Consider the following 21,304-nt stretch of genomic DNA (forward strand, 5'->3'; position numbering starts at 1 on the left):
ACTCTTAGCGATGATGGCATCTAATCCACATAAAACGCCCGTTTATATCCATGCCTGTGGATCACATTCCGCACTGGGTCTCACGGAGCAAGACATACACTCAAGTCTCAGATCAGGTATCGGTCAAGGCATGGCTGGCGACACATTTCAGCTAAACGATGGTTCACGTGTCATTGTGGGCAGAGCCACCAATCCGCTACCCGTGATCACATCCGCCTCCCCGAACCAAAATACCCGCAATAACCAGCTCGCCTTATCTGCTTTGGCTCAAATCAGTGAGCAGGTAGAACAAGCGAAAGCGACCTTTGGTGCGGATCGTATTGCAGTCGTGGTGGGTTCGAGTACCTCAGGTATTTCGGATGGTGAAGTGGCGTTGAAACACCATGCCAAAAACGGCGAGCTCCCTGATGATTTTAATTATTATAAACAAGAACTTAGCAATCTTTCCGATTTTATCGCTGACCACTTTGGCTTAACGGGTTTGCATTACGTGGTCTCTACCGCGTGCTCATCCAGCGGTCGTGTTTTTCTCACCGCGAAACGTCTGTTAAAAGCCGGACTTGCCGATGCGGTGATCGTCGGCGGCGCGGACAGTTTGTGTGCTTTGACAGTCAACGGCTTTGATGGGCTAGATTCTGTCTCCAAGTCATTGTGTCGGCCTTTTGGCGAAGGGCGAGATGGCATCAACATTGGTGAGGCTGCGGCATTTATGCTGCTTTCCTTGACCCCACCGTCAGAGAGTGACATTCAGATTGCCTTACTTGGCGCGGGTGAAAGCTCTGATGCTCACCATATCTCAGCACCGGATCCTGAAGGCCGTGGTGCGGAAGCCGCAATGCAAGCGGCACTAACTGATGCAGGGCTCGCTGCCAGTGATATTGGTTACGTTAACGCGCACGGCACCTCAACGCCGCTTAACGATGCCATGGAATCCAAAGCAATCGTGCGTGTGCTCGGAGAGCATGTGCCAGTTAGCTCAACCAAACCGTTAACAGGACACACATTGGGTGCCGCCAGCGCCATCGAAGCCATGATTTGCTGGCAGATATTACGTCACAATCTCACGCTGCCTGTCCCCGCAGGGCAGCAGGAAAGAGACCCTCTGATAGCGCCGATTCGCCTTGTGCAGCATGGCGATACGCTCAAGCAAAATGCTATTCTGAGCAACTCATTTGCCTTTGGTGGCAATAACGTCTGCCTGATTTTTGGAAAACTATGAACATGCTTCCTTCGCTCGATCAGCTATTGCCTCATGAAGCACCAATGATCCTGATTGATTCGCTGATTGATGTGGGTGAGACACACGTGCATTGCCGTGTCACATCCCGCGCAGATAACCTGTTTTTCGATAAAAGCACACAAGCTATTCCGGGCTGGGTCGGCATTGAATTCATGGCGCAAACCGTGGCGACATGGTCGGGCTATCAAGCATGGAAAGAAGACAAGCCTTCACCAATAGGGTTTCTACTTGGCAGTCGCCGTTATCAAAGCAATCTGGCTGAGTTTCACGCCGGAGACGTGTTCGACATCCATGCTACACACATGATGGAAAGCAATGGTATGGCCGTTTTTAGCTGTCACATTGAACATCAAGGTGAAGAAGTTGCCCGCGCTCAACTCAATGCCTACATGCCATCAGAAGAAAAACTTCAAGAAATGATAAATAGGACGCCAAAATGAATCGAGATGTACTCGTTACTGGTGCCAGTAAAGGAATAGGACGAGCGATCGCTATCCAGCTGGCAAAAGACGGCTTTAACGTTGTGATCCATTACGGCCGCGATCTGGCGGGTGCAGAGGCAACACGAGCAGATGTCGACGCTGCTGGTGCACAATGTCGATTGATCACCTTTGATATTGCTGACCGTAAGCAGTGTCGCGATGTGCTTGAAGCCGATATTCAAGCCCACGGTGGCTACTACGGCGTGGTCAATAACGCGGGGGTAACCGCTGACACCGCCTTCCCTGCAATGACTGAAAGCGAATGGGACGGCGTGGTTCATACCAACTTGGACAGCTTTTACAATGTGCTGCACCCTTGCATCATGCCCATGATCCAGCGCCGTCGCGGCGGTCGCATTGTCACCATGGCTTCGGTATCAGGCATGATGGGAAATCGTGGACAGACCAATTACAGCGCGGCGAAAGCGGGCATTATTGGCGCATCAAAAGCACTCGCACTGGAGCTCGCTAAACGAAAAATTACCGTTAACTGCGTCGCGCCAGGTCTGATTGATACCGGCATGGTCGACGAACACGTCAAAGAGCACGCACTACCGCAAGTCCCAATGCGCCGTATGGGGCAACCCGAAGAAGTGGCAGGATTGGTCAGCTATTTGATGTCTGATTCAGCCGGATACATCACCCGTCAGGTAATCTCAGTCAATGGAGGACTGATATGAATCGCAGAGTTGTTATCACCGGTATGTCTGGTGTTACTGCGTTTGGCAACACGTGGCAAGACGTTCATCCCAAACTGAGCGCAATGAAAAATGCTGTGCGCTACATGCCAGATTATGAGCAGTATGACGGACTCAATACCAAACTGGCCGCACCTGTGTCAGATTTTTCATTGCCGCCCCATTACCCTCGCAAGAAAGTGCGAGGCATGGGCCGCGTCTCCCAAATGTCCGCTGTGGCCACTGAAAATGCCCTTCAGCAAAGCGGATTGCTGGGGAATGATGTGCTAACCAATGGTCAAACCGGTATCGCTTATGGCTCATCCACCGGCAGTACGCCTGCCATTGGCGCGTTTGGTGTCATGCTTAATGAGAAGACCACCAAGGCGATTACCGCAACGACCTATGTGCAGATGATGCCACATACCACCGCGGTCAATGTGGGGCTATTCTTCGGTCTTAAAGGGCGTGTTATTCCTACCAGTAGTGCATGCACCTCTGGCAGCCAAGCTATTGGTTATGCTTATGAGGCCATCAAACATGGTTACCAAACCGTGATGGTAGCGGGTGGTGCGGAAGAGCTTTGCCCAACAGAATCAGCGGTATTCGATACCCTGTTTGCCACCAGCCTTCAAAATGACAGCCCTGAAACGACCCCTCGTCCTTACGATACGGATCGTGACGGCCTTGTGATTGGTGAAGGCGCAGGTACCTTGGTACTGGAAGAGTATGAGCATGCGGTTCAACGTGGCGCGAACATTCTGGCTGAAGTTGTTGGCTTCGCCAGCAACTGCGATGCTTCTCATGTTACCCAACCGAACCGAGAAACCATGCAAATCTGTATGGAGATGGCGCTCGACAATGCCAACTTACCTGCGACAAAAATCGGATATGTTTCCGCGCATGGCACAGCGACAGAAAAAGGGGATATTGCGGAGAGTAATGCCACTGCGAATGTTTTTGGCAGCGCTACCCCTATCAGCTCCCTCAAAAGCTATTTTGGTCATACGCTGGGTGCCTGTGGTGCGGTTGAAGCGTGGTTGAGTTTAGAGATGATGAATGAAGGTTGGTTTAGCCCGACGCTAAACCTCGAAAATATCGATCCTGCATGTGGGCAATTAGATTATATTCGTGGTGAAGGGCGCGAGATTAATTGTGATTACATCATGAGCAATAACTTTGCCTTTGGTGGTATCAATACCTCTCTCATATTCAAGCGACACACGTCAGACTAATCTCTTTTTTACTGGCTAACAAAACGCCCGTGATATTCACCAATATCACGGGCGTTGTTGCTTATAAGTGTGCGTCTTATTTGTCGAGTAATACGGTCGCCACGGCATACCGTTTTTCGTCAGCAATCGTCAGTAGAATTTGCATGACACCACGTTCATCCGCAATTTGTTTGGCGACACCTGAAAACGTCACAACAGGCTTACCCAAATCGTCGTTACTGACATCGAAATCATGAAAAGTCACGCCACAGGCGATACCTGTGCCTAACGCTTTTGCTGCCGCTTCTTTCACAGCGAAACGCTTGGCCAAATAACGAGCCGGAAACTTGGTACTGCTGTACTGTTTCATTTCGCTATCAGTGAGCACGCGTCTTGCGAACGCGTCTCCGCTTCGCGCGATCACTTTCTCGAGTCGCTCGATTTCTACAATGTCAGTCCCTAAACCGACAACTGCCATTAACGACGCGCATCCTGCATAATCGCTTTCATGTCTGCGACCGCTTTTGGCAAGCCATCAAACACTGCACGACCAATGATAGCGTGACCAATGTTGAGCTCGTAGATCTCTGGGATTTTCGCGATAGGCGTAACGTTATGGTAAGTCAGACCGTGGCCTGCATTTACCTTAATGCCTTGATCTGCCGCGTAGCTCGCACCCGCTGCGATCTTCTTCAGCTCGGCTAACATCTCTTCTTCAGATTCGGCATCTGCATAACTGCCAGTATGAAGTTCAATAAACGGCGCGCCACACGCTTTTGCCGCATCAATTTGTGCGCGGTCAGCATCAATAAATAGGGAGACTTTAATGCCTGCCTCGGTCAGCGTTTGTGTCGCCGCTTTCACTTTTTCAAGCTGGCCAACGACATCCAAACCACCTTCAGTCGTCAGCTCTTCACGCTTTTCAGGCACCAAACAGACGTAAGCGGGCTTCACATCCAATGCGATAGCAACCATTTCGTCCGTCACGGCCATTTCAAGGTTCATGCGCGTTTGCAGTGTGTCTCGAAGGATATAGACATCGCGATCTTTAATATGGCGGCGATCTTCACGTAAATGCACAGTGATACCATCCGCGCCCGCACGCTCAGCAATCTCGGCCGCATGCACAGGATCAGGGTATTTGGTGCCACGTGCATTGCGAACGGTGGCGACGTGGTCAATGTTGACGCCCAGATAAATGGTATTCATTGCGTTAATTTCCTTGTTCTTAACGAAAATAGCTCTCTGCTTTTTAGAGGCTTGGAGCCAAGATAAGGCTTGAGTGCCAGCCGTGTAAAGCGCTTCGCCGCTTTTAGCTGATCTGCCGTTGAGAATTGCCGAGTCGCCAAGGCGTTCAAATCGCTGCCGGTGAACGTTAGATTGTTACTTTTCATCAATGACGCGACAAAGCCAAGTTGCTCTCGAAAAATATACGTCATGTTTTCGTCGACGGGTTCACCGCTACCAGCACAGTGGAGAAAATCGATGCCATACCCCAATGAGTCGAGTAAGGCGAGTTCAAAACGGCGCAACGCAGGTTCTGGGTTGGCGTGCTGCGCCAACTCCGTCAACGCGGTCACGTAATCGAAAAACAGCTGATGGTAGCCCGTTTCAGGTTCGACAACGCGGCTCAATATCTCATTGAGGTAAAAGCCGGAGAACAAAGCATTGCCAGCAAGGGGAATAGCTAGGCCCATCGCTTCCGCATGGCGAAGTGTGCGCATTTCACCGCGACCAGACCATTTCATCAATAAGGGGGTAAAAGGTTGGAGTGCACCTTTAAGGGGAGAGCGCTTACCACGGGCGCCTTTTGCCATGATGCTGACACGCCCGTGGGTTTCGCTGAATACATCTAGGATCAGGCTGGTCTCACTGTAAGGGCGTGAGTGCAGAACAAAGCAGCGCTGCAAGCCTTCCATATTGCTCCTGATGTATTTTAGTGGTGATTAAAGATCGTCGATGTAACCAAGACTGCGCAAGGCGCGCTCGTCATCTGCCCAATTCGATTTCACTTTCACCCAAAGCTCAAGATAGACCTTGCGCTCAAACAGTCCTTCCATATCCAGACGGGCTTCACGGCCGATAGTTTTGATTTTATCGCCACCTTTACCGATCACCATTTTCTTCTGGCTATTACGCTCAACCAAGATAAGACCGTTGATTTCAAACCCGTCTGTGGCTGGGTTGTAATCAAAGCGTTCGATTTCCACGGTCACCGAGTATGGCAATTCATCACCGGTAAAACGCATCAGCTTTTCACGGATAATTTCAGATGCCATAAAACGCTGTGAGCGGTCGGTGACGTATTCTTCAGGGAAGTACCACTCGCCTTCTGGCAAGTGCTGACGAACCAGTTTCTCAACCGCATCAATGTTGGTACCGCTCTTGGCAGACACGGGGATCATATCCACGAAATCCATCTTTTCGCTCAGTGCCTGCAGGTGCGGGAACAGCTCGCCTTTCTCTTTGACGTTATCGACTTTATTAATAAGCAAAACGGTCGGCAATTCCGACTTTTTCAGCTTATTCAATACCATCTCGTCGTCTTCAGTCCACTGCGTGCCGTCAACAAGGAAAAGTACCAGCTCAACATCGGTCAATGAACTGGCCGCAGCACGGTTCATCAAACGGTTTATGGTACGTTTCTCTTCAATGTGAAGCCCGGGTGTATCCACGTAAACCGCTTGGTAACCATCACGCGTATCAACACCCATAATGCGGTGACGTGTGGTTTGTGGTTTGCGCGAGGTAATAGACAGCTTCTGGCCAACCAAACGGTTGAGAAGCGTGGATTTGCCCACATTAGGGCGACCAACGATGGCAATAAAGCCACAGTGGTGAATTTGCAGTGTGTCTGTCATGAGTCCAGCTTTTGCAATGCCAGTTCTGCAGCCGCTTGCTCAGCCTTGCGACGACTGCTGCCTTTACCTACTACAGGTCGATCCAGACCTGCTACTTCGCACTCAACCGTAAATTGTTGGTTGTGTGCTTCACCGTGCACCTTTGTTACATTATAGGCTGGCAGCGGCTTTCGACGTCCTTGCAGGCATTCCTGAAGACGCGTCTTGGGATCTTTCTGGTTCACGCCTGGCATGATGGTATCAAGACGTTGCTTGTACCAACCCAGAATAATTCCACGTACCGTTTCCAGATCGCTGTCGAGATAGATAGCGCCAATGATCGCTTCTACAGCATCTGCCAGGATAGAGTCACGGCGGAAACCACCACTTTTCAACTCACCTGGACCTAACTGCAGCACGTCACCCAGTTCAAACTCGCGGCCCAATTCGGCCAACGTGTTACCACGTACTAGGGTTGCACGCATGCGGCTCATGTCGCCTTCATCAACGTTCGGGAAACGATGGTAGAGATCGTCAGCAATAACGAAACTCAAAATAGAATCGCCCAGAAACTCCAAACGCTCGTTATGTTTTCCATTGGCGCTTCGGTGTGTCAGGGCGAGACTAAGAAACGCCGCATCATTAAATTCATAACTGATGCGACGTTGTAATCTATTTGTAGGTGTTGTCATGTCTTTCCAAGTTATTCAATGCCACCGATACGACTAAATCGCACGCCGACAGGTACCCAAGACGGTAGGAAGCTATCGCCTTGTTCATCAAATTCAAAACTGATCCAAATAGCAACGGCTTTACCCACCAGATTGGCTTCAGGCACAAAGCCCCAGAAACGGCTGTCTTTACTGTTGTCACGGTTGTCACCCATGACAAAGTATTGACCTTCTGGCACAACCCACTCACCCAAACCTGGCGTCGGATAATACTGACCCGTTTGGTTTGGCATGTAAGGATTGACCAAAATTTGGTGCGGTTCTTCACCCAAGCGTTCTTGTGCTTGGATAAGATTCACGCCACGTTGAGTGAATTCACTTTTGTGAACGTCATCAATCGGCACCAACTCGCACGTCGCTTCGCCTTGCTTTTGAATGCACAGGCGCTTTTCTTCGCTGTAGCGAACCGTATCGCCCGGCATGCCAATCACACGCTTGATAAAATCAATGCTTGGCTGTGGTGGGTATTTAAACACCACCACATCACCGCGCTCTGGCTTACCTGTTTCCACTAACTGATGGCGGAAAACAGGGTCTTTCAAGCCGTACGCGTATTTCTCAACCAGAATAAAATCGCCCACCAACAAGGTTGGCATCATTGAGCCTGACGGAATTTGGAATGGCTCGTAAATAAACGAGCGCAATACCAACACCAAGCCAATAACAGGGAACACTGAAGCGCAAGTTTCCACCCAGCTTGGCTGAGGTGCGACTTGAGCAACCTGCTCTTCACTTAACTCACCGCTTTCCAGTTTGAGCGTCTCTGCCGCCTTTTGCTGACGGCGAGGTGCCCACTTGAATTTATCCAATGCCCAGATAATCCCAGTAAACAGGGTGACGAGCACCAGAATCAGCGAGAAAGTATTAGCCATTATGTTCCCTTAAATCCTTTTATTACTTATCTTTGCCTACGTGCAGAATCGCGAGGAAAGCTTCTTGAGGCAGTTCAACGTTACCGATCTGCTTCATACGCTTCTTACCGTCTTTTTGTTTCTGCAGTAGTTTCTTCTTACGACTGATATCGCCACCGTAACACTTAGCGGTTACGTTCTTGCGCAGCTGTTTCACGGTTGAGCGCGCAATGATGTGCGTACCGATAGCAGCCTGAATCGCGATATCAAATTGCTGGCGAGGAATGAATTCTTTCATTTTCTCAACCAGATCACGGCCTCGAGTTTGGGCATGATCTTTGTGCGTAATGATGGCCAATGCATCCACGTTATCGCCGTTAAGCAATACGTCAACACGAACCATGTTGGACTCTTGGTAACACTGGAAGTTGTAATCCAATGATGCGTAGCCACGTGAGGTTGATTTCAAACGGTCAAAGAAGTCGAGAACCACTTCCGCCATTGGAATGTCATATGTCAGCGCCACTTGGTTACCGTGGTAAACCATATCTACCTGCGTACCACGCTTCTCGACACACAAGGTAATCACGTTACCCAGGTATTCAGATGGCACCAAGATGTGGCAGCGGGCAATCGGCTCACCCATGATCTCTACGTCATTAGTCGGCGGTAACTTCGCTGGGCTATCCACATAGATAACATCACCGTTGGTCTTCTTCACTTCGTACACTACTGTTGGTGCCGTGGTGATCAGATCAAGGTTGTATTCGCGCTCTAGACGTTCTTGAATGATTTCCATGTGCAGCATGCCAAGGAAACCACAACGGAAACCAAAGCCCAGAGCCGCAGAGTTTTCTGGCTCATAGAATAGCGATGCATCGTTCAGGCTTAACTTGCCCAACGCGTCACGGAAGTTCTCGTAGTCGTCAGACGAAACAGGGAACAGACCTGCATAAACCTGAGGCTTCACTTTCTTAAAGCCAGGCAACGCTTTTTCTGCGCCATTTTTCGCTGCGGTCAGGGTATCACCGACAGGCGCACCCAAAATGTCTTTAATACCACAAACAACCCAGCCCACTTCACCAGTACGCAGACCTTGGGTGTCAGTTTGTTTTGGTGTGAAGATACCGATGCGATCAACGCCCCAGATTTGGCCGGTGCTCATCACTTTAATCTTGTCGTTTTTCTTCAGTTCACCATTTTTAATGCGAACCAAAGAAACCACGCCCAAGTAGTTATCGAACCATGAGTCAATGATCAGCGCTTGCAGCGGTCCTTCAGGATCACCTTCTGGCGCAGGGATACTTCTCACGATTTCTTCAAGCACTAAATCAACGCCTAAGCCTGTTTTCGCAGAACAGCGGACAGCTTCAGTGGCATCGATACCGACGATATCTTCAATTTCTTCAGCTACACGATCAGGATCGGCCGCTGGCAAATCGATTTTGTTCAAGATTGGAACCACTTCTAGGTCCATCTCGATGGCGGTGTAACAGTTAGCAAGTGTCTGAGCTTCAACGCCCTGACCCGCGTCAACCACCAGCAAAGCACCTTCACAGGCCGCCAAAGAACGTGATACTTCATAAGAGAAGTCTACGTGTCCTGGGGTGTCGATGAAGTTCAGCTGATAGGTTTCCCCATCATTGGCTGTGTAATTCAGCGTCACACTTTGTGCTTTGATGGTGATACCACGTTCGCGTTCTAGATCCATAGAATCCAAAACCTGTGCTGCCATTTCACGGCTTGTAAGACCACCGCAAACCTGAATTAAACGGTCTGACAGTGTCGACTTACCGTGGTCAATGTGGGCAATAATCGAAAAATTACGAATGTGCTTCATAGATGGTGTGACTAACTCGTTAGTGAAAATTGGAGGATCTCTCGATCAAGTGGCGGGATTCTACCGAAATTAACGGCTAGTCGCTATCATCAGTTGCGGCATTTATCACCGCCGCACTGCCAACTGCGCCGCCGAGGATGCGTAAAAGCGTCGGTGTGGTGCGCGTATCCTGCTCAAGCTTGTTCGAAAAATGACGTGCCACAGCTACGCCAGCTATACCGGCCAGTGCTGATGACAAAATAACGATGCCTTCGCCAATTGACATCAGAGTCGACAAATACTGACCCAATATCGCGCCAGCAATTGCAGACAATAAAGGCAAAATATAGACCAGCATTGCCGACTTGAGGACGGTTTGTTCCTCTAGACCGATTTCGATAAGGCTACCAACGGCAACTGATTTTACCGAAGGCACACGAATATCGAGGACCTTTCCCGGCAATGCATTGCTGACAATCCCTGTGCCACAACTGCTTTTTGATGCGCAGCTGCCACAGCTAGTTTTTTGCTGACAACGGACGGTTAGATAACCGTCCCCGTTACCAGTCACTTCAGCTAACGCCTTGATCATGGCGTTTGAGTCTCGTTCACTGCTGGAACAGCAGATGCGTCGCTAGCGGGCGATAACGTGACCGATTCTGCGACTTTTTTGGCCGTCGCTGGCGGGATCTCACCTACCACGGTAATCTCCGCATTGCCCACCACATGGCTGTGTAATGTACGACTGCCTTTGCGGACCAATTGCTCCCTCACTGACATTTTGTCTGCTTCCGCTAAGTAAACGGAAAAGCTGAACAATCCATCACTGAACATCTGACTTTCGACAGGGCGCTCCGTGATGAGCAAGCGGTGACGATTCTGATAAATCGGCATAAAGCCTTCAGGCAACCCCGTCACTTGCCACTTTAATATGGAATCAGAAGACTTGGGCACCTGCACCACAGGTGGCAACTCAAGCGCGGCCAGCGTGCTCATACCTTCGCTGATCTGTGGAGAAATCACCAAAGACAACGCGCGATATTGTTCAATAGGGTCGCCATCACGATCGAGCAAATCAGCACGCACTAGTAGCTTGCTGGCCTGATCAATCCACAACACATACGAATAACGTTCACCGTCTTTGGGAGATACACGGACGACATCACAAGGAAGACCCGCCTCGCGTGCGCGACCCAAGGGGACAAAATCATACATGGTCGAAAGGTGTTCAATATCTGCCTGCATAATGGCAGGAAGCGGCGCAATCATTTGACTGCTTTCAATGGTAAAAGGGTCGACACCCGGCTCGAAGTAACTGATTTCGTCGCCACGACGAATCACTTCGCGGGGAGGCCCACTCAGATAAGCGATATGACCAAATGATTCACCCTCCACCAGCGCATGACGGAAACGGAGAGGTTCGATGCTATTTTTACGCACCAAAATGTAGGATAGCTCGTAGTTCTGTTGCTCGGTGGCCTGGCCCATCTGATGCAGCAATGCCTCGGCGGGGTTTTCTTCCGTCGAGGCATTGGCGACCAGACTGACCAGTGCAACAACACCGATCAGGAAAGGTTTCATCAATATTATTTGCTCATTTCAGGTGTTAGCATCACGCCTTGATCAATGATTTCATCAGCATTGAGGCGCAACTGCAACTCATAGTCTTGGAACATCGCATTGACGCGACGACGCTGTTCCATCACCAAAGCTTCAGATGGGTTACTTTGCATCGAATCTCGGCTAAGGCTCACAGGCTCAGCCGAACCGCCTAACGGAATGGTTTGCAATACTGGCGGCTGAGCGCTGGCCAGTGTCGTGTTGGCATCAAAGCCACCATTATACTGCTGAACACCCACGATGACCGCGAGAGATACTGCAGCGGCCATGCCGACTTGTGTCAGCTGCTGCAACCAAGAAGGCATCGATTTTTTCGCTGCCTGAGGCGTTGGCTGAGACTCATGCAATGGCACCACATTGGGTGCAGCTTGCGAGCCATAGCTTGGTTCATCGTCTAACGCAGCAGCAACGCTGGCGGCGATATCCCAACTTGGATTCTTCGGCGCATCTCCACGCATCACATCACGCGTAACGGCAAAGCTTTTCCATGCTTCTTGCGACGACGGATCATTTTCTAGCGCGTCAATCAACGCCTGATCTATCTCGTTACCATCAAATAATGCAGAAAGGTTTTCTTTTTCAGCCATTTATTTCACCGTTTTCAACAGTTAATACTGTTACTGGTTCATGAGTGGGCGAACACGTTTGTCTACCGCTTCCCTGGCACGGAAAATACGCGAGCGTACCGTTCCTACCGGACAGTCCATTACTTCTGCAATCTCTTCATAACTCAAGCCGTCGATTTCACGCAGTGTAATGGCCGTTTTCAGATCTTCAGGCAGGGCTTCGATTGTACTAAACACCACCTGCTTCAACTGTTCTGACAACATAAGGTTCTCAGGGTTCGAAATTTCTTTCAGTGCACCACCATTTTCGTAATTTTCCGCTTCTTCAGCATCAATATCACTGGCTGGTGGACGGCGTCCTTGGGCGACCAAATAATTCTTCGCGGTATTGACTGCAATGCGATACAACCACGTATAAAAGGCGCTCTCACCTCGGAAGCCAGGCAAAGCTCGATAGGCTTTGATAAAGGCTTCTTGAGTAACATCTGGGACATCACCGCTATTGTTCACATAGCGAGAGATAAGGTTACTTACCTTATGCTGATATTTGATGACCAACAGATTAAACGCCTGTTTATCGCCGTTCTGTACGCGCTCTATTAAGGCTTGATCAGTTAACTGCTCGCTCATTCGAGCGCCTTCTCCTTATTATTGATACCAATATGCTTCTTTAACGTGATAACGCTATTCACACGATAAGCTTTTCACACGATAAAGTGTCACTGTAAAACGTCAGAAGACCGTCAGCACTTGGTATTTCTTTTCGCTCGTTGTCACTTTGCTGCCACTAAATATAAAAAATGACACGTCGTTAAAGAGTGAGCAAAGTGTATGAGTGATACGGTAATATAAAGTTCCCTAAAAAAGCGGGATTCGTTTCATGATCCGATCCAGCTCGCAAAGTCTAACAGATAGCATGGTGGCTTAGTAACCACTGCGTTCCGCCATCTTCTTTTCTGAGTGAAGATATGCCTGACCCAGTTAACATTCTACGGCTAGCCGGATTAGTGTAAACTGACCAAACCACCTGAATATCTCGTTGTTTCAAATGACAGCAGGCGGACTTGTTCAGCTTCATTTGAAAGAAAGGACTACATAATCAATGAGCAAACACCCAGAACACATCTGTGACGTACTGGTTATTGGCAGCGGTGCTGCTGGTTTATCATTAGCGCTGCATCTCGCGCCGACTCAAAAAGTCATGGTACTCAGCAAAGGACCGAGCAGCGAAGGGGCAACCTATTACGCACAAGGTGGTATTGCCGCTGTTTTTGACGAAAGCGACTCCATTGAATCACACGTTGAAGATACGCAGATCGCTGGTGATGGCCTGTGTGACGAAAGCATTGTGCATTTCATTGCGGAAAACGCCAAAGAGTGTGTGCAGTGGCTGATTGATGGCGGTGTGCCTTTTGATCGTGAAGAAAACAGCAGCAGTGACGAACCCAAGTTTCACCTTACGCGCGAGGGGGGACATAGTCATCGCCGCATTCTTCATGCTGCCGATGCAACAGGCATGGCAGTGCAAACCTCGTTACAACAAAACGTCTTGCAGCACCCTAATATCACGGTACTTGAGCGCCATAACGCCCTTGACTTGATCACGCGTAAGAAAATCGGCATTTCAGGTGCCAACCGAGTTCTCGGCGCGTATGTTTGGAACCGGGACCGTGAAGAAGTTGAAACGGTTCGTGCCAAGTTTGTGGTACTGGCAACGGGTGGTGCATCAAAAGTTTATCAATACACCTCCAACCCTGATGTCTCCTCTGGTGATGGTATCGCGATGGCATGGCGTGCAGGCTGTCGGGTCGCCAATTTAGAATTCAACCAGTTTCACCCGACCTGCTTATTCCACCCTGAAGCGCGAAACTTTTTGATCACCGAAGCACTTCGTGGGGAAGGTGCGTATCTGCGCCGCCCGGACGGTTCTCGTTTTATGCCGGACTTCGATGAGCGCGCGGAGTTAGCTCCTCGCGATGTGGTAGCCCGTGCGATTGATTATGAAATGAAACGTCTGGGTGCAGACTGCATGTACATCGATATCAGCCATAAAGACTCGGATTTTGTGATGAAGCATTTCCCGACCATTTATGAAAAGCTGCTCACTTACGGCTTTGATTTAACCACGGACGCGATTCCTATCGTACCCGCCGCTCACTATACCTGTGGGGGGGTGATGGTGAATAAGAACGGTCAGACCGATCTTCAAGGCCTGTATGCGATTGGCGAAGTCAGCTATACCGGATTGCATGGCGCCAACCGCATGGCCTCAAACTCACTATTGGAGTGTGTGGTTTATGCGTGGGCCGCCGCTATGCACATTGGCGAAAATGCCGCTGCTGCGGAAGTACCACCGCCATTGCCACATTGGGATGACAGTCTCGTCAGTTGCTCAGATGAAGAAGTGGTAATTCAACACAACTGGCACGAACTGCGCCTGTTTATGTGGGATTACGTCGGCATTGTCCGCTCAACCAAACGCCTTGAGCGCGCATTGCGTCGTATTGAGTTGTTGAAACAAGAAACGCACGAGTATTACAGCAATTTCCGTGTGTCCAACAACTTGCTTGAACTGCGAAATCTCTTGCAAGTCGCAGAGCTAATGGTGCGTTGCGCGATGGCGCGCAAAGAAAGTCGCGGCTTGCATTACACTCTTGATTATCCTGACAAACTAGAAAACAGCGGCCCCACTATTTTGGTGCCCGACTTCCCCTGCTAACTTGCCAACATAAAAAAGCCCTCAACGTGAGGGCTTTTTGTTGGCTTGAACTCAGTGAATCACCCCAAAGAGGCCATTCGTTGTGCCAATAAAAGGCGAGAAATCAAGAACGGAATGCCGCAATAGCAGATTCTAACTCTTTGCTTTGATCCGCGACGCGAGCAGCCGCACGTGCATTTTCACTGGTTGATGCCGTGTTCGAAGAGGTTATCTCTTGAATGGAGTGCACGTTCAGGTTCACCTCTTTCGCCACCATGCTTTGCTCTTCAATAGCTGCGGCAATTTGCGTGCTCATGTCCATGATTTGCTGCATATCAACAATGATATTATCAAGCTCTGTCGCTGCTTCTTCCACGTAACTCACCGATTGCTCGCTATCATGCTGACAAGAGGTAATACGATCGACAACGTGGTTAGTCTGCTGCTGCAATGACGATATCATGGTCGCAATTTCATCGGTTGATTTATGGGTACGCGTTGCTAAAGATCGAACCTCGTCCGCCACTACGGCAAAACCACGCCCCTGCTCACCTGCACGCGCCGCTTCTATCGCTGCGTTCAGTGCCAACAAGTTAGTTTGCTCTGAAATATCTTTGATCACATCGACCACACTGCCAATCTGCTGCGAGAGCGACACCAAGCTATGAATATCGCTGTTGGCAACACTGAGCCCTTCCGATAGCGTCACAATGGCACTGCGAGTGGCTTGAACGGTTTGATGACCTTTCTGTGCTCGCAATAAGCTTTGATCGGCATTGGACGCTGCCGCTTCAGTATTTGACGCAATTTCTCGAATGGTTGCTTCCATTTCGTTGACGGCGGTGGCGGCCATCTCCGCTTCTGAATGCTGCTTATCGAGGGAGATTTCAGCATGAGAACTGCGGGCTTGGACATCGGATGCCGTCGCATTCAAGGTTGTAATAGACATTTTCACACCCGCGATCAACGTCTGACAATGCTCAAGCACGGTATTGAAATCTGTTGCCACAACCGCGATTTCATCATTACCATCTGTTTTCGCACGCAAGGTTAAATCTCGCTCTGCTGCCACTTGCTCCATGGTGCTGGTCAAGGTTTTCAGGCGGCGCTGAATATCACGATTTAGCCAGATACTGATCGAAAGCAGCAACAAAGAAACCAACACCAACACCAACCCTGTGAATACGGCCAATGCACGTGTTGATGCATCCAGTTCGTCAGTTAGCTGCGCACGCATGGCATCGAAGTCCGCTTCTACCTGATGAGTCTGTTGGCGAATACTACCTAGCAATCCAGATTGATGATCCAGCCCCACCTTGCCTTTTAGTTGCATGTAGCGCTCAACCAATCCCTTTTGTTGAGTTAACAATGGCGTATTGACCCGAGAAGCTACGTCGCTCCATATCGCTTTGAATTCATCAAAACGCGCCGTTGATGTATCTGCCACCAGCAAGCGAACCAAGGTCACAAGATATTCAATCTCTGCGTTGTTTTGTTGTTGGTTGAGTAAAGCTGTATTGGTGGCAGTTAACTCGCCCCACGCTCCTGACTCCCGATTAAGTCCAAGCGCCTTGTAACCATCAGCAAGACCAACAAAGCCATCACGATAATGAGTCATGGCTTGTTTAACTGCGCCAATTTGTGGCAGGGTCAAATCCAATTCGTTGGCATCTTGCTGCAATTGCGCCAACGATTTATCAAACTCAATGACATTCGTTTCAAATTGTTCAATATATTTACGGTCCAAACGAGACAGAAAATCTTTTTCATTTCTTCGCAGATTGAGCAAACGAACTTCGAGATCGCCAACAAGCGTCAACTTGGTTTTCAAATCAACCATACGTTCAGATGCTTGCCAGCCGACAAGGGCAAACAAGACCAAAGACACCGCGGAAAATGCGGTCAGTGAATAAAGCTTGGTTCTAATTTTCATGTTACCCCTTCCCTATAAACTTCGTGGGTACAGCATACGGCAAGCGAATTAATGGCTGCGTAAACCGTTATCGGCGGGGTCAATGATTCGTTTAGGGATGACGTACGCTAAATATTCAATAAATGCGATGATCATCAACTTTTCAACACAAGACAGATCCGGCTGACGTGACGAAAACTGTCATACGTGAAGGCATCTGCGGCAAGTGGCAAACGAAGACGATGTTGATGACGTTCGAGATCCAAAACAATCAAGTGTCGACTAAACAGATAGATTCGTGCGACGTCATAATCTGTGCCGTGATAGCGGCAAAGACCGCTACTATGAAGTTGCATGTCGCCAGTGATTGAACCAACGTGCTTAAGGCGATGCCTCAAGTCAGACAATAAAAACACAAGCAGGAGAGTTTTGGCTTCAAGAGGAAGTACTGAGGCAGCAAAGAGAAGTGCTACCAATGAGGTATAAAGCGCAAACAGCCCCCAGCGCAACCACCGAGAGCGCTGGAGCCGTGTGCTAACGCAATTTGCTGCGGTTATGTGCAATGATTTTATCCGTCATCGCTGCATGTGCTGGCAACGCACTACGAGTATGTCCCATTAACCAAGAAAATAAATCTGGGTCATCACATTCAAGAAACGTGACGAAATCCTGTTTCTCTTCCTGGGTGAGATTATCAAAACACTCTTCAAAAAACGGCATAATGATCACGTCCAATTCCAACATACCGCGACGGCATGCCCATTTGATCCGCGGTTTATCTTCGGCGGTCAGCATGATTACCTCATTCAGTATCAATAAACATAACAGGCCAAATAGTATCAGTGCCCTTACTTGGGCGCTATTACTGCCGATGTCAGGGTGTTGACCTTGTGATCTAGGTAACTCACCCTTACATAAAGAGTTAAAGCTGAACATAAAGAGTTAATGCTGACATTCCTTGCAGACGGCATTACCATAACGAATCCGTTTTTTTAGCGAGAGACACCATGACAACTTGGTACCAAACGCATACTTTCCCTCGACTCCCACTTTCTTCAGACAGTGCACTTCCTCCACTGTCAGTGATCGCGCTGGACCATCTTGCCTTGATTACCGCAGTGGGTGCCGACACCATCAGCTATCTTCAAGGTCAACTGACCTGCGATCTGGTGTCATTGGAAAAGAATCGCTCAACCCTAGCCGCACAGTGTGACGCAAAAGGCAAAGTGTGGTCTGTCATGCGCCTTTTCCATCACGGTGAGGGCATCGCATATACCCAGCCTGCTTCAATCGCCGAAAAGCAGTTAGCTGAAATCAAAAAATACGCCGTGTTTTCTAAAGTCACCTTCACCCACAGTGAACAAGTACTCATTGGTATCGTTGGTGATAAAGCCGATAACGCCATGCAATCTCGCTTTTTGGGCGATGGCGACGTGCGCCCAACGCAAACTGGTACAGCGGTTCGCATTGAAGCTAATCGTTGGCTGTTGGCCATCGATGCGGAAGAAGCAAACAACATCATCCATGAAATGGGGGAGCGCGCAGAATTGAGCGACAGTAGCCTTTGGGATATGTGCGAACTTCGCAGTGCCATTCCCGCCATCACGGATGCCACCACTAATGAGTTCATCCCTCAGGCGCTTAACCTTCAAGCATTGGATGGCATCAGCTTTAAAAAAGGCTGCTACACTGGACAAGAAACCGTTGCTCGTGCCAAGTACCGCGGCATCAATAAACGTGCGGCGTATTTACTTCAGGGCGACGCTGACAAAGCGCCAAAAGCCGGTGATGTGTTTGACCGTAGCGTGGGTGAGAATTGGCGTACTGGCGGCACTGTTTTATCCGGCTATCGCTTTGATGATGGTCAGGCGCTTGCACTGGTCGTACTGCCAAATAACTTGGAAGAAGACAGTCAATTTCGCCTGCCAGACACTGATGCGTTATGGCACAAAGCAGACATGCCTTACAGCCTAGACGATGATGCCTGAGCTGAATACACCTATCGTTGTGATGCTGCGTGATAACGACATTGCACATCGCATACTGCCGCATCAACGAGCGGCCACCACGATATTAGACGCCGCAGAACAACGCGGCGTTGACCCTCGCCAATTGGTGAAATCTATGCTGTTGCGAGATATGGGCGGCCAGTACGCATTAGCCTGCTTGCCAGGCACTGCGTCGGTAGATCCGAAGAAAGTTAGGGCTCTATTGGGTTGTCGCCGCATGACCTGTGTCGACAGCACCCATGTTCAAAGCATTACTGGCTATTCGCCGGGCATGATCACCCCTATTGCAGTATTAGGGGCGATGCCGATTTTCTTCGACCCCACCTTAAATCAGTTTGAACAAGTGAACATCAGTAGCGGTTCGCCGTTAGCGGGGGTTGAGCTGGCCTATGACGACCTCGTTGCCTTGTGCCAGCCTAGGGTGGCAGACATTTGCCGAGAGTGAAACTCAAGAGTAAATAGCGCACCAGTAGCGCTAAGAATCTTTGGATTCACCAAACCATTGATCAAACCGTTCGCCAGCAAGTGCAAGATCCACGTGCCAGATAAGCAAACCAGGTGTCTAGTTATCTAGAATGTGACCCATCCCAAATTCATTAGCTTGAACCCTACTTTATTCGACCAAGTGTCTTAGCTGTCACATTGTGGTCATGCCCGCATCGTTATAATGCCGCCCGCCAAAATTCCAGAATTTATCACTGGAATGAAGGATGTTGGCTAGCCGTGCCGGGAGGCACAATAATAAAAGAATAAAAGGAACTGCGAATGCGGATGTTTAATCGTTATATCCCGACCCTCATTGCGAAGCACGTCTACAGGTTGTTTACAGGACGTATTCACATCGACGGCCGCGGAGATTTCGACTTTCATCAGGGAATGGTGCAGGCGCAATCAGACGCGGATTTTGAGCATTATCGAACCGTTAAGGAAATTAATGCAGAGATCCGACGCTTGAAAGAGCAGTGCTAATTATACCCAGCACCTCAAGGTGATGGATTTTGAATCGTCACTGAGAAATGAATAAGGGACAGCGCTTCAAACATTTCGCTTGATCAAAAACACCGCGCATAACGCGGTGTTTTTTATTGTTTCAGCTGGATTATTCTTCTTCATCCAGACTTTCCTGATACGCCTCCGCATCAAGGAGTTCATCTAATTCCGAGTCATCAGTGATACGAATTTGGAACAACCAACCATCACCATAAGGATCAGAATTCACGTATTCAGGCGACCCTTCCAACTCTTCGTTAATGGCGACGACTTCGCCAGTTAACGGGGCATAGATATCTGATGCTGCCTTCACAGACTCGGCGACCGCACAGTCGTCGCCAGCATCAACCGTGTCGCCCACCTCGGGTAAATCAACGAAGACCATGTCACCCAGCATTGCCTGTGCATGATCTGAAATACCCACGGTATAGATACCATCGCCTTCGGGTCTAACCCACTCGTGGGATGCCGCAAATTTTAACTCAGATGGGATATTACTCATAAATCACGTTCCTTCATAAATTTGTGCTGCAGAGTGTCGGTGACTTTAAAAAGCGCACAACATCAGATACGCAAGTTAGGAAAGCATTCGCCTAATCGCAAGAAAAATCACCACACAAGAAGCAATTGTTTTAACTCGATCAACCCTTGTCTCAATCAGTGATTGAGTAAAACTAAAGCAAGCTAGTTTATCCACAAACAAAAACGCCAATGACAAAATACTCTGCCATTGGCGTTGCGATCAAACAGCTAAATGTTAGCCTTCGCTTTTTTGCACATGAACATCCATTTGTGGGAAAGGAATCTCGATACCTTCCTCATCCAAGCCTTCTTTGATTGCTTGCAGCAAATCAAAGTAAACCGCCCAGTAATCGGCTGTGCGCACCCAAGGACGAACAACAAAGTTGACCGATGAATCAGCCAAAGCCACCACACCAATCGTTGGCTGAGGCTCAGCAAGAAGACGAGGCTCTGCTGCCAATATGCGTGTTAGCACATCTTTAGTTTGCTTCAAATCCGCTTTATAAGAGACGCCAATCACGAAGTCGATACGACGTGTGTCATGACGGGAATAGTTAGTGATTGGGCTAGAAATCACACCACCATTTGGTACAACAATCATTTTGTTGTCAGGTGTTTTCAGCACGGTCGAGAAGATTTGAATCGAATCAACTGAACCTGCCACACCACCGATTTCCACATAGTCGCCCGACTTAAATGGACGGAATGCAACAATCAGTACACCCGCAGCGAAGTTTGACAACGAGCCTTGAAGCGCTAAACCAACAGCAAGGCCTGCCGCACCAATAACCGCAACCACAGAAGCAGTTTGAACACCCAGCTTACCGAGTGCCGCGATCAGTACAATAATAAATAATAAGTAGCGAATAAAGGTATGCACAAACTCAACAACAGCATTGTCGAGTTCTTTTTTGCGCATCACTTTAGCGACAGCACCAGCAATCTTTTTAACGACCCAATTACCGATAATTAGAATAACGAGAGCGGAGATAACATTCACCGCGTATTGAAGTAGAAGGTCTTGGTTGGCAGTAAACCAACTCAAGGCTTCATTGGTTGCATTTTCCATTGCGATTCCCTTGATAGTAGTTGTGTTGTTTGGTCGATATCCCTGAGAGTCGACAACGAGAGCC

24 protein-coding genes are annotated in these 21,304 nt (G+C 49.1%); 8 read left to right on the forward strand and 16 right to left on the reverse strand.

Going from position 1 to position 21,304, the window contains the following annotated elements:
- Nucleotides 1-10: 10 nt before the first annotated feature.
- Genes AB8599_RS13110 through AB8599_RS13125 form a run of 4 tightly spaced genes read left to right on the forward strand, consistent with a single transcriptional unit; the run spans nucleotide 11 to nucleotide 3,634 of the window.
- On the forward strand, nucleotides 11-1,219 hold the full coding sequence (locus AB8599_RS13110; RefSeq protein ID WP_407331340.1) for a beta-ketoacyl-[acyl-carrier-protein] synthase family protein: 1,209 nt from the start codon (nucleotides 11-13) through the stop codon (nucleotides 1,217-1,219).
- Nucleotides 1,216-1,680, forward strand: a complete 465-nt coding sequence (locus AB8599_RS13115) for a hotdog family protein (protein WP_407331341.1) — start codon at nucleotides 1,216-1,218, stop codon at nucleotides 1,678-1,680. Before AB8599_RS13110 ends, AB8599_RS13115 begins: the two co-directional genes overlap by 4 nt.
- Nucleotides 1,677-2,402 (forward strand): 3-ketoacyl-ACP reductase FabG2, encoded by a 726-nt coding sequence (locus AB8599_RS13120; protein ID WP_407331342.1) that lies wholly within the window; start codon nucleotides 1,677-1,679, stop codon nucleotides 2,400-2,402. The genes AB8599_RS13115 and AB8599_RS13120 overlap by 4 nt, the downstream gene beginning before the upstream one ends.
- Complete coding sequence (locus AB8599_RS13125; RefSeq protein ID WP_407331343.1) at nucleotides 2,399-3,634, forward strand: beta-ketoacyl-ACP synthase; 1,236 nt, start codon at nucleotides 2,399-2,401, stop codon at nucleotides 3,632-3,634. Before AB8599_RS13120 ends, AB8599_RS13125 begins: the two co-directional genes overlap by 4 nt.
- A gap of 76 nt (nucleotides 3,635-3,710) precedes the next feature.
- On the opposite strand, the gene acpS is transcribed toward AB8599_RS13125, so the two are convergent.
- The 11 genes from acpS to rpoE all read right to left on the reverse strand — a co-directional run bounded on the left by acpS (nucleotide 3,711) and on the right by rpoE (nucleotide 12,670).
- Nucleotides 3,711-4,091, reverse strand: coding sequence for a holo-ACP synthase (gene acpS, locus AB8599_RS13130; protein WP_407331344.1), 381 nt, complete (start codon nucleotides 4,089-4,091; stop codon nucleotides 3,711-3,713).
- Nucleotides 4,091-4,822 (reverse strand): pyridoxine 5'-phosphate synthase, encoded by a 732-nt coding sequence (gene pdxJ / locus AB8599_RS13135; RefSeq protein ID WP_407331345.1) that lies wholly within the window; start codon nucleotides 4,820-4,822, stop codon nucleotides 4,091-4,093. The genes acpS and pdxJ overlap by 1 nt, the downstream gene beginning before the upstream one ends.
- Nucleotides 4,819-5,532, reverse strand: coding sequence for a DNA repair protein RecO (gene recO, locus AB8599_RS13140; protein ID WP_407331346.1), 714 nt, complete (start codon nucleotides 5,530-5,532; stop codon nucleotides 4,819-4,821). Before recO ends, pdxJ begins: the two co-directional genes overlap by 4 nt.
- Before the next feature lie 27 nt (nucleotides 5,533-5,559).
- A complete protein-coding gene (gene era, locus AB8599_RS13145) occupies nucleotides 5,560-6,474 on the reverse strand; it encodes a GTPase Era (protein ID WP_407331347.1) in 915 nt (304 codons plus the stop codon).
- The gene (gene rnc, locus AB8599_RS13150) at nucleotides 6,471-7,145 is read right to left on the reverse strand and encodes a ribonuclease III (protein WP_407331348.1); all 675 of its coding nucleotides are present in this window, start codon (nucleotides 7,143-7,145) and stop codon (nucleotides 6,471-6,473) included. The genes era and rnc overlap by 4 nt, the downstream gene beginning before the upstream one ends.
- 11 nt (nucleotides 7,146-7,156) lie before the next feature.
- Entirely contained in the window at nucleotides 7,157-8,056 is a 900-nt protein-coding gene (lepB, locus tag AB8599_RS13155; protein WP_407331349.1) for a signal peptidase I, read from the reverse strand.
- A gap of 22 nt (nucleotides 8,057-8,078) precedes the next feature.
- Entirely contained in the window at nucleotides 8,079-9,875 is a 1,797-nt protein-coding gene (lepA, locus tag AB8599_RS13160; protein ID WP_407331350.1) for a translation elongation factor 4, read from the reverse strand.
- Nucleotides 9,876-9,951: 76 nt separating this feature from the next.
- Nucleotides 9,952-10,446 carry a SoxR reducing system RseC family protein gene (locus AB8599_RS13165; protein ID WP_407331351.1) on the reverse strand — a complete coding sequence of 165 codons (495 nt, stop codon included), beginning with the start codon at nucleotides 10,444-10,446 and terminating at the stop codon, nucleotides 9,952-9,954.
- Nucleotides 10,443-11,435 carry a sigma-E factor regulatory protein RseB gene (gene rseB, locus AB8599_RS13170; RefSeq protein ID WP_407331352.1) on the reverse strand — a complete coding sequence of 331 codons (993 nt, stop codon included), beginning with the start codon at nucleotides 11,433-11,435 and terminating at the stop codon, nucleotides 10,443-10,445. The genes AB8599_RS13165 and rseB overlap by 4 nt, the downstream gene beginning before the upstream one ends.
- Nucleotides 11,436-11,440: 5 nt before the next feature.
- Complete coding sequence (locus tag AB8599_RS13175; protein ID WP_407331353.1) at nucleotides 11,441-12,061, reverse strand: RseA family anti-sigma factor; 621 nt, start codon at nucleotides 12,059-12,061, stop codon at nucleotides 11,441-11,443.
- A 30-nt stretch (nucleotides 12,062-12,091) separates the two neighbouring features.
- Nucleotides 12,092-12,670 (reverse strand): RNA polymerase sigma factor RpoE, encoded by a 579-nt coding sequence (rpoE, locus tag AB8599_RS13180; RefSeq protein ID WP_016960308.1) that lies wholly within the window; start codon nucleotides 12,668-12,670, stop codon nucleotides 12,092-12,094.
- Nucleotides 12,671-13,142: 472 nt separating this feature from the next.
- Here rpoE and nadB point away from each other — a divergent pair, with 472 nt between their 5' ends.
- Nucleotides 13,143-14,759, forward strand: coding sequence for an L-aspartate oxidase (nadB, locus tag AB8599_RS13185; RefSeq protein ID WP_407331354.1), 1,617 nt, complete (start codon nucleotides 13,143-13,145; stop codon nucleotides 14,757-14,759).
- Between the two features lie 103 nt (nucleotides 14,760-14,862).
- Here nadB and AB8599_RS13190 read toward each other — a convergent pair whose 3' ends face one another.
- The 3 genes from AB8599_RS13190 to AB8599_RS13200 all read right to left on the reverse strand — a co-directional run bounded on the left by AB8599_RS13190 (nucleotide 14,863) and on the right by AB8599_RS13200 (nucleotide 17,445).
- On the reverse strand, nucleotides 14,863-16,671 hold the full coding sequence (locus AB8599_RS13190; protein ID WP_407331355.1) for a methyl-accepting chemotaxis protein: 1,809 nt from the start codon (nucleotides 16,669-16,671) through the stop codon (nucleotides 14,863-14,865).
- 134 nt (nucleotides 16,672-16,805) lie between these two features.
- Nucleotides 16,806-17,213: a protein YgfX gene (locus tag AB8599_RS13195; protein WP_407331356.1), complete on the reverse strand. Its 408-nt coding sequence runs from the start codon at nucleotides 17,211-17,213 to the stop codon at nucleotides 16,806-16,808.
- Nucleotides 17,185-17,445 carry a succinate dehydrogenase assembly factor 2 gene (locus AB8599_RS13200; protein ID WP_407331357.1) on the reverse strand — a complete coding sequence of 87 codons (261 nt, stop codon included), beginning with the start codon at nucleotides 17,443-17,445 and terminating at the stop codon, nucleotides 17,185-17,187. The genes AB8599_RS13195 and AB8599_RS13200 overlap by 29 nt, the downstream gene beginning before the upstream one ends.
- Before the next feature lie 212 nt (nucleotides 17,446-17,657).
- On the opposite strand from AB8599_RS13200, the gene ygfZ reads away from it, so the two are divergent.
- From ygfZ to AB8599_RS13215, 3 genes are all read left to right on the forward strand, one after another.
- Entirely contained in the window at nucleotides 17,658-18,638 is a 981-nt protein-coding gene (ygfZ, locus tag AB8599_RS13205) for a tRNA-modifying protein YgfZ (RefSeq protein WP_407331358.1), read from the forward strand.
- Nucleotides 18,628-19,104 (forward strand): aminoacyl-tRNA deacylase, encoded by a 477-nt coding sequence (locus AB8599_RS13210; RefSeq protein ID WP_407331359.1) that lies wholly within the window; start codon nucleotides 18,628-18,630, stop codon nucleotides 19,102-19,104. The genes ygfZ and AB8599_RS13210 overlap by 11 nt, the downstream gene beginning before the upstream one ends.
- 320 nt (nucleotides 19,105-19,424) lie before the next feature.
- Nucleotides 19,425-19,628: a DUF1107 family protein gene (locus AB8599_RS13215; protein ID WP_407331360.1), complete on the forward strand. Its 204-nt coding sequence runs from the start codon at nucleotides 19,425-19,427 to the stop codon at nucleotides 19,626-19,628.
- A 130-nt stretch (nucleotides 19,629-19,758) separates the two neighbouring features.
- Here the strand turns inward: AB8599_RS13215 and gcvH are convergent, their stop codons facing one another.
- On the reverse strand, nucleotides 19,759-20,151 hold the full coding sequence (gcvH, locus tag AB8599_RS13220) for a glycine cleavage system protein GcvH (RefSeq protein ID WP_407331361.1): 393 nt from the start codon (nucleotides 20,149-20,151) through the stop codon (nucleotides 19,759-19,761).
- A 255-nt stretch (nucleotides 20,152-20,406) separates the two neighbouring features.
- Complete coding sequence (mscS, locus tag AB8599_RS13225; protein WP_407331362.1) at nucleotides 20,407-21,240, reverse strand: small-conductance mechanosensitive channel MscS; 834 nt, start codon at nucleotides 21,238-21,240, stop codon at nucleotides 20,407-20,409.
- Between the last annotated feature and the right edge of the window lie 64 nt (nucleotides 21,241-21,304).

This window comes from Enterovibrio litoreus, assembly GCF_045679545.1.
In the GTDB taxonomy this organism is placed as follows: domain Bacteria; phylum Pseudomonadota; class Gammaproteobacteria; order Enterobacterales; family Vibrionaceae; genus Enterovibrio.